Origin of the sequence: Caldicoprobacter sp. (assembly GCF_047459465.1) — a bacterium.
Taxonomy (GTDB): domain Bacteria; phylum Bacillota; class Clostridia; order Caldicoprobacterales; family Caldicoprobacteraceae; genus Caldicoprobacter.
On the sequence record NZ_VSCO01000073.1, the window covers coordinates 1 to 8,983 of the forward strand.

The 8,983-nt window shown below is 44.5% G+C and carries 7 protein-coding genes and 1 tRNA gene; 6 read left to right on the forward strand and 2 right to left on the reverse strand.

Features of this window, described 5'->3' with window-relative positions:
* The 4 genes from amrA to FWJ59_RS06040 form a co-directional block, all read left to right on the forward strand.
* Positions 1 to 889 (forward strand): AmmeMemoRadiSam system protein A (gene amrA, locus FWJ59_RS06025; RefSeq protein WP_414481063.1); only part of this gene is annotated, 889 nt, incomplete at its 5' end.
* A gap of 48 nt (positions 890 to 937) precedes the next feature.
* Positions 938 to 1,912, forward strand: a complete 975-nt coding sequence (amrS, locus tag FWJ59_RS06030; RefSeq protein ID WP_414481064.1) for an AmmeMemoRadiSam system radical SAM enzyme — start codon at positions 938 to 940, stop codon at positions 1,910 to 1,912.
* Between the two features lie 159 nt (positions 1,913 to 2,071).
* Positions 2,072 to 2,926, forward strand: coding sequence for a diadenylate cyclase CdaA (gene cdaA / locus FWJ59_RS06035; protein WP_414481065.1), 855 nt, complete (start codon positions 2,072 to 2,074; stop codon positions 2,924 to 2,926).
* Positions 2,916 to 4,127, forward strand: coding sequence for a YbbR-like domain-containing protein (locus FWJ59_RS06040; protein ID WP_414481066.1), 1,212 nt, complete (start codon positions 2,916 to 2,918; stop codon positions 4,125 to 4,127). Before cdaA ends, FWJ59_RS06040 begins: the two co-directional genes overlap by 11 nt.
* A gap of 35 nt (positions 4,128 to 4,162) precedes the next feature.
* Here FWJ59_RS06040 and FWJ59_RS06045 read toward each other — a convergent pair whose 3' ends face one another.
* Together FWJ59_RS06045 and FWJ59_RS06050 are read right to left on the reverse strand one after the other, a co-directional pair.
* Positions 4,163 to 4,570 (reverse strand): response regulator, encoded by a 408-nt coding sequence (locus FWJ59_RS06045; protein ID WP_414481067.1) that lies wholly within the window; start codon positions 4,568 to 4,570, stop codon positions 4,163 to 4,165.
* A gap of 525 nt (positions 4,571 to 5,095) precedes the next feature.
* Positions 5,096 to 5,171: transfer RNA gene (locus FWJ59_RS06050), tRNA-Arg, on the reverse strand.
* 256 nt (positions 5,172 to 5,427) lie between these two features.
* Between FWJ59_RS06050 and FWJ59_RS06055 the strand changes: the two genes are divergently transcribed.
* Positions 5,428 to 8,439: a glycoside hydrolase gene (locus FWJ59_RS06055; RefSeq protein WP_414481068.1), complete on the forward strand. Its 3,012-nt coding sequence runs from the start codon at positions 5,428 to 5,430 to the stop codon at positions 8,437 to 8,439.
* A 217-nt stretch (positions 8,440 to 8,656) separates the two neighbouring features.
* Positions 8,657 to 8,983: hypothetical protein (locus FWJ59_RS06060; RefSeq protein ID WP_414481069.1), on the forward strand; the 327-nt coding region annotated here is incomplete at its 3' end.

Genomic DNA, 8,983 nt, shown 5'->3' on the forward strand with positions numbered 1-8,983 from the left:
AAGGAATGTTAGCGTAATTGCCAGCGGCGACCTCTCGCATAGGTTGGGCCATGATGGGCCTTATGGCTTCCATCCAATGGGGCCTAAACTGGATAAGCAGATAGTGGCGCTTATTGAGAGGGGCCATGTTGAGGGCTTTTTCAATTTGGATCCTGTGATGGTTGAGGAAGGTGGCGAGTGCGGCCTTCGCTCCATTATTATAGCCATGGGGGCGCTGGATGGATATGAGCTGCATCCCAGGGTTTTATCCTATGAGGGGCCCTTTGGAGTGGGATACGGTGTGGCCATATTGGAAAAGGGCGAATTGAATTCCGCACGGCTTCTTGTGAACAGGCTATTTGAGAAAAAGCATCAGCGGATGCAAAAGGTGCGTCAAAACGAAGACCCTTATGTCCGTCTGGCCAGGCGTTCACTTGAATCATATATACGTACCGGCAAGGTAATCGAACCGGATGATGACCTTCCCAGAGAAATGTTGGACAATAGAGCTGGAGTTTTTGTTTCCATAAAAAAGGATGGACAGCTGCGCGGATGTATTGGCACCATCGAGGCTACCCGAAGGAATATCGCAGAGGAGATCATCTATAATGCTATAAGCGCTGGGGTACACGATCCGCGGTTCATCCCTGTGGATGAGAGTGAGCTGGAGGATTTGGTGTATTCGGTTGACGTCTTAAAGAAACCAGAGCCCGTCAACTCCATAGATGAGCTTGATGCAAAGAGATATGGAGTAATAGTTAGGAGCGGACATAAATCGGGGTTGCTATTGCCTGACCTAGAAGGGGTTGATACGCCTCAGCAGCAGATTGAAATTGCGCTGCGGAAGGCAGGAATACGTCCCGACGAAAGCTACACTATAGAGCGTTTTGAGGTGGAACGCCACAAATAAGATGTAACGACGCGGCTGTCACTAAAAGCCTTAGAAGGTGTAAGGAATATGAGGGAAGCGCTGTTTTATACCATGGAAGGGGACAAGATAAGATGCAATCTTTGCCCCCATGAATGCCTGATTCCGGAAGGGAAAAGCGGCCTTTGCAGGCAAAGGAAGCATGTAAACGGCACGCTGATAGCGGAAGGGTATGCAATGGTCTCTTCAATAGCCATGGATCCTATAGAGAAGAAACCTTTATATCATTTTTATCCGGGCAGCTTCATACTTTCAGTAGGTGGATTGTGGTGCAATCTTCGCTGTTCCTTCTGTCAAAACTGGCATATTGCCCATAGGGAGCAACCTACCGTATTTGTAGCTCCTGATAAATTGGTTGAAATGGCAATTGAACATAATAGCATAGGTATCGCTTTTACTTATAACGAACCAATTATCTGGTACGAATACATCCTGGATACGGCGCAGCTTTGCAAACAGAAGGATTTGAAGGTAGTATTGGTTACCAATGGCTTCGTCCAAGTTGAGCCTCTAAAGGATTTACTGCTGTATGTCGATGCTTTTAATATAGATGTCAAGGCGTTTAACGAGGAGTTTTACAGGAGGGTTTGCGGTGGCGAATTATCTTCGGTTAAGACAGTGGTGGAACAGGCTGCTGGGAAGGCCCACGTTGAAGTAACCACCCTGATCATCGGAGGTCTTAATGACGACAGAGCCGAAATAAGAGAATTGGCACAATGGCTGAGCAAGATCGATAGGAATATTCCGCTGCACCTTTCCCGGTATTATCCCAACTATCGCATGCAGCTTCCGCCTACTCCTGTCAATATTCTTTACGAGCTAAGGGATGTTGCCAGAGAATATCTGGATTTTGTCTATGTGGGCAACGTAATGGGGGCAGATAACAATACCTATTGTCCCAAATGTGGACATAAAATAGTAGAGCGCGGCTACTCCATAAAGGTGATGGGGCTGAAGGATAAAAGATGCGCCAATTGTAAAGCGCCCATCTCCATTGTCATGTAAGGTCTGCTTAAAGAGCAGCAACGCCATATAGGTCGACGGTAGTCTTTTAAAACCTATGTCAGTTGTTATATAATAGAAGGGTAACTGGCACGTCTATTGATTTGAGGTTGCAGCAGTTACAGCAGCTGGCGCAGTGATAAGGTTCCGAGGGGTGGAAACATGTGGGCCTGGCTCTCAAATCTTATATACTATATTAAGCCTTATTTTCAATTTCCTGATATTGTACGCCATGTTGTAGATATAGCGATTGTGGCGTATACCCTGTATAAGCTTATGCTGCTCATACGTGAGACGCGGGCGGAGCAAGTTTTAAAAGGATTGGCAATATTATTGTTTGCTACCTGGATGAGCAATATTCTGAATCTAAGTACTGTCCATATGATCCTCCGCAACACTGCGCAGTTGGGCGTAATCGCTTTGCTCATCGTCTTTCAACCTGAACTCAGAAAGGCTTTGGAGCAGATAGGCAGGGGTAGAATATTTGATAAGATGATGTTTCTTCAAAACGATGAAGACATCACCGAAATTATAGAGAGCATAGTGGGAGCCGTTCAAAATCTATCTTCTAGCCGTACCGGTGCATTAATAGTTGTCGAAAGAAAGACGGGACTCAATGACGTGGTGGAGACCGGAGTACGCTTGGATGCCAGGCTGACGAGGGAACTCTTAGAAAATATCTTTGTGCCCAATACACCCCTGCACGATGGTGCTGTCATAATACGGGAATCGCGTATAGTGGCTGCAGGTTGTTTTTTGCCCCTTACTGAAAACCCTAATTTGAGCAAACAGCTGGGTACGCGCCATAGAGCGGCATTGGGCATTTCTGAAGCATCCGATGCATTGGCTATAATCGTATCTGAGGAGACGGGCATTGTCTCCATTGCTAGTGACGGGAAACTAACCAGATATTTGGATGCGGAAGGATTGCGTAGCATCCTTGAAAAGATATATATAAAAGAAAGAGAAATAAAAACGTTTAGTTTAATAAAGCGGAGGGCAAAGGATGCGCAGTAAACTTAGCAGGAATTTTGCTTTAAAGCTGATCTCGGTTATTATAGCCATCATACTCTGGTTTATAGCCATAAGGGAACAAAATCCCGAAGTCACCAGAACCTATGATAATATACCGGTAAAAATAGAAAATGAGGATAAGTTTAAAGAGAGAAGACTTACGCTGGTAGATGATTTACCAACCGAGGTTAACATTTCAATAAAAGGCAGGGTACGGGATTTAGATAAGGTAGATGTCGAACAGCTACAAGGCATATTGGATTTATCTCAGATCAACGAGCCGGGAGAATATAGGTTGCTTATAGATATTAAAGGGCTTCCTTCAGGGGTTACGTTAAGGCGAAAGCCCGAGGTCGTCATTAAGGTCGATAATCTGGTTAACAAAGACGTTACCATTACGCCTGATATAGATATAAAAGAGGCTACAGGGTATTTGGTTTTTTCTCACAGCATAAAGCCCACAAATACCGTGGAGGTAACAGGACCCGAGAGCCTTATCAAGCGAATTTCCAGAGCTACGGTATCCTTGAAGCTGTCAGGAGTGTCCTCTACCGTTGAATATTCGTTACCGGTTTTGTTAATGGACGATAAAGGGCGAACTGTTGAGTCAAAATATATCAGCATTAATCCCAAATACGTAACAATAACAGTGCCGGTTTATCCCACCAAGGTGTTGCCAGTAAAGCCCAACATCGTTGGTGCTCCCAATGAAAATTATGAAGTGGTAAGCGTAGATGTCTATCCTCAGGAGGTAACGGTGAGCGGTGAGAAATCCATTCTGGAGAAGATGGATTCTATAAGTACTCAGATTTTAGATATAGAAGGAGCTACAGCTGATATAACGCAGACTTTGAAAATTCAAAAGTATGAAGGCATTATTATAGCGCCCCCCAGTCCCAGCGAAGTGGAAGTGGTGGTACGACTCAAAGAGAAAATCATCCGACGAAGCCTATTGGTGGATAACATTGAAATGGTCAATGTACCAGAGAACGGCGAGATTGAATTGGAACCCACCAGCGTTGAAATAGTTTTGGGAGGGCCGGCTACTATAATAAACAGAATTGATCCAAGTAGCGTCAGGGTGTACGTGGACCTTGCTAGTATTCCGCAGGGCGAACACTCAATGAAGGTTATGGCCGATATACCGCCAGGGGCTGAGCTGATAGAGATCAAGCCTGCTGAAGTGAGGGTTAACGTAAGATAAAAACAAAAGCCACCTCTTCTGTAAGGTGGCTTTATTTAGAAAAACTTTCGCATACCCGTTTCAAGTTCGAATTTGGCACGTAAAAGCACCTGATTTATTTCCTCAACCTTGACTGGCTTTAGAATGTAATCATATGCACCTACCCTCATGGCCTGGCGAAGGTACTCGAAGTTGTCGTAATTGCTGACAATGACGTATTTTATGTCGGGCCATCTTTTTTTTGCTGTTTCTATAAAGGTGATGCCATCCATCTTAGGCATGCGAATTTCAGTAAATATCACATGGGGTGATACGTGGGGAAGTAATGCCAATGCTTCTTCACCGTTATTGGCTTCGCCTACCAATTCAAAATCGTTTTCTACCCATCTTATTTTGCTGTCGATGTCTCTTCTTGCTTCGTAGCTGCTGTCCACCATCATGACGCGCAACACCATAGCCTTCATCCTTTCCCTCAGTTAGTGTTCATATCATACCAATTATAGCATTAATGTACTAACTTGAAAATCCGATTTGTTATAGTTTTAAATATAAATTTTAAAGGCTCGTTGTAAAATTAAATGCAACACCTAAAAAATTACGCATGTATCATTGATTTAATCCAGCTGGGTTTAAATGGGTTGCCGTTTAAAAGTTCGATGAATGATCCCCACATTAATGTACATTCTGAAAACTTCAAATGGTAGTCATAACAATCTTCTTGTTGTCTGCATCAATCCAGTATTGCCCTACAGAAGTTTGGCCTTCTTACAAGTTTGTGTCAGAAAAATACTTTCCTGTTGTTTCAAAATCATGGCGCTTATGATATAGGTATATCCATTAGCCGTTATTTTGTTATCGTGTGTGATATGAGGGTTTGGAATAAGGTGTATGTAATGCTTTATTTACATTTTTCACTGTGGGAAAAGTGTGGGAAAATCGTATGTGTAGGAAAAATAAAAAGCCCTGCAATGCCTCATATTGCAGGGCTTTGGTGCGCCTGGCGGGACTCGAACCCACGGCCTTTCGATTCGGAGTCGAACGCTCTATCCCCTGAGCTACAGGCGCTCACTCAACACAAATTATAGCATACCAGCAACGGTAAATCAACATTTGACTTAACAGTAGCTTAAATGACCTGTGGTTGTTGAACTTTTTTTTCGTTAAGCTATAATTAAAGGTATAATATGTTATTACCCTTTTAAGGCTATGACAGCAAACAGGTGAGACAAAATTTCTAAAGATGAGGAAATAAGCACAGGAGGGTTCCACATCTTTATGCCCATCATAGGACTTTATTACACTGTATTTTGGAGGGGTTGATGTGAATCTACAGGAGTTTAAAAATCCGTCGCCTACTTATCGCCCTGCGCCTTTTTGGAGCTGGAATGATAAGTTGGATAAAGAAGAGCTGGAGAGGCAGATAGACGAAATGGCTCAAAAAGGGTGGGGCGGGTACTTTATGCATTCCCGCGTGGGCCTTGTGACAGGATATCTTTCGCAGGAGTGGATGGAAATGGTTCGCACCTGTGCGCAGCATGCAGAGGCTACCCAGACCTTTGCATGGCTGTATGACGAAGACAAATGGCCTTCGGGGTTTGCAGGCGGCGAAGTGCCTACCGCCAATGAAGAGTACAGAAGCCGCGCACTGGTGCTGCTCAAAAAGGAGGAGTTGACCGAGAATGATACAGTACTTGCAGAATACGTCCATGAAGGCAATACCTATTACATATGCAAAAGGGTATCAACCTTAGGTAATCTTTGGTATAACGGTACTTCTTATGTAGACTTGATGAATCCTAACACAGTTAAAGCTTTCATCGAGTGTACCCATGAGCGTTATAAAAAAGCTTGCGGGGAATATTTTGGCAAATCAATACCTGGGATTTTTACTGATGAACCATGTTATCTTAGAGAATGGGAGTACAGCGTTCCTGCGCTCCCGTGGTCAGAAGGCCTTCCACAGTTTTTCAAGGATTTGAAAGGCTACAATATCGAGGAGCACTTACATGAGCTGTTTTTCGATGTAGAAGATTATCATAAAGTTCGTTTTGACTTCTTTGATGCCGCAACCCGCTTATTCCTTGAAAGCTTTACCAAACAGTACTATACGTGGTGCGAGGGCAACAACCTGAAAATGACCGGCCACTTTATGGCGGAGGATACGTTGGTTTCTCAGCTTCAGTGGATTGGCGCTGCCATGCCGCATTATGAGTTCATGCACTGGCCTGGGATTGATAAGCTGAGAAGGCATGTCGATCAGCTTGTTACCGTTAAGCAAGTTACATCGGTTGTGGATCAGCTGGGTAAAGAAAGGGCTCTTTGCGAGGCCTTTGGCTGTATAGGCCAGCAATCCAGCTTTTATCATAGGAAGTGGATAGCTGACTGGCAGGCTGTGCTGGGGATAAGCTTTGTAAACCACCATCTGTCGCTTTATTCCATGCGAGGTGAAAGGAAAAGGGATTATCCTCCCAACTTTTACTATCAACAGCCATGGTGGGATAACGAGAGGCAGTTTAGCGATTATATAGGCCGCCTATGCTATGCTGTCACTCAGGGCAAAAGGGATGTGGATATACTGGTCTTGCACCCCATTGCCAGCGTGTGGAGCGAATATTCACCGCTGCATAAGCACAACAATTATGCGATAGAGAAAGGCATATACGATGAGCCTTTTATAAACCTGTCCAAAGCTCTGATGGCCAATAAATTAGATTTCCACTACGGCGACGAAATAATTATGGAGAAACATGCAAGAGTAGCAGATGGCAAGCTCATCATAGGGCAGCACTCCTATTCTACCATAGTGGTTCCACCTGCTCTGACGTTGCGCTCTTCGACTATTAAGCTTTTAAAGGATTTTGCGCAGGTAGCTGGCCCAGACAGGCTTATATTCATGTATCCCATGCCCAAGAGGATCGATGGGCAAAAAGCTTCCATCGACTGGCCTGAGGGCATACACAGGGCTATAGCCATAAGCGACGTTATTTCCATACTTGATGGATATTATAAGGATAGGATTAGAATCATAGATGAGGCTACCGGGGCCAATGCCCATAAGATCCTATGCCATCAGCGGAATTTGAGCGATGGCAAAATGCTGCTTTTAGCCAATACCGATGAGAAACGGGAGGTTTGGGCAAAAGTCTCGATACCCGGCCAGGGTACGCCCTTCATTCTCGATTTAACCTCAGGTGAGGTATTCCGACTGCCGGCTGTTTTGAACAATGGTCGAATGGAGTTTAGGGCTAAGTTCTACCCTGCGGGGAGCCTCCTTGTGATGTTGTACGATGGTCAAATACCGGCAAAGCCGGCGCCAGCCTATCTGGACAGCGGTGTACAGCTGGTTGAGAATCCGGACGCATTGGCGTTTATAAGCAATTGGCAGGTGTCAGTTCTTGAACAAAACGTAATGCCCATTAACGATGTCACCTTGTATCTCGATGGCCAATTAGTGGCTCAGGATGAACCTGTTGTCAAAGTACTGCACAGCTGGTTTTACAAAGCGCCCGAAGGAACGCCCTTTAAAGCCGAATATGTCTTTGAAGTGGTAAATGTCCCGGAGGGTGAAGTGTTTGCTGCCATAGAGGTGGCCGAAAACCTGGATAGGATTACCTCCAATGGGATAGAGGTAAGACCACTAAAGATTAGGGGAGAGATGGGAGCCTTTGATTCCCAAAAGAGCTGGAAGGATGTGAGCTTTACCAAGGTACCCTTGACCGGTACGCTGATAAAGGGCAAAAACAGGTTGGTACTGGAAGGCAAGAAATACAACAACATAACCGGACCGCGGACGCATTTGCGTGTAGAAGATTTTAAAAACCATATGCCCACCGAGGTAGAGGCGGTGTACATTGTTGGAGACTTTGTGGTGGTGGATGATGATAAGGTAAGGTTTGCCATAGATGGGAGCGTGAGCAGGCCTAATGGCAATGACCTTACTAGCTCGGGATATCCGTTCTATGCCGGTAAAGCTGAATTTAAATCACGTGTGGACCTGAATCCCGATGCAATTGAAAAAGGGAAGAAAATATACTTAAAGATAAACGATGTGAAGGCTGCCTGTATCGAGCTCTATGTTAATGGTAAATATTGCGGCGTAAAATACTGGCGCCCATATGTGTTTGATGTGACCGAGTTTATCCAAGCGGGGCAAAATGAGGTAAGGCTGGTGGCAGCTACCACGCTTTTCAACCTCATGGGTCCCAATCGCATTGCAGGAATTGAGGACGTTCAGTTTGTTGGACCACATACCTTTATTGATTTTGCAAACTTTACAGAAAGGTATACACTGCTTCCATTTGGCATAGGGTCGGCTGTTGTAATGTTAGGATGACCTAGAAACGCGCGCATTGATATATGCAATGAAGTCTATAGTGAGATTTTGGAATAAACGGTGAAGTATGAGGGGGCAATAGCCCCCTCATTTTATTATGGTGGGGATGTTATAATTGCACGGTAAAGGGTTGGCTTTTTTGTAAGCTTTACTTTTACGTTAAAGAAGGTTAAAATATGAAAAAGGAAGCTATATCCAAAGGAAAGGCAGTGGGGAGATGTCTGCTAAGCAGTATGAGATACTCGCCCTTACCATGAGATACTGGTTCGTACTGCTCATTTTTTATATATTTGCACGCAGCTTATTTTCCACTGTGCGGTATCTAAGAAACGTCAAGTTGGCAGATGAGTCGACCGGTAACATCCCGTTTGTGCTGGTGCTGTTTAGCTTGTCGGCTTTTATCCTTTTGTCGTTAAAAGGCCAAGTAAACACTTTGACCATGTTGATGGGCATACTGGTGTGTTCCACCTTCTTGTTTCAATATTTGCTGTTGTATTACCTGTTTGGGGGCATAGATAGGTATTTGATGTTGATGGTCGATACC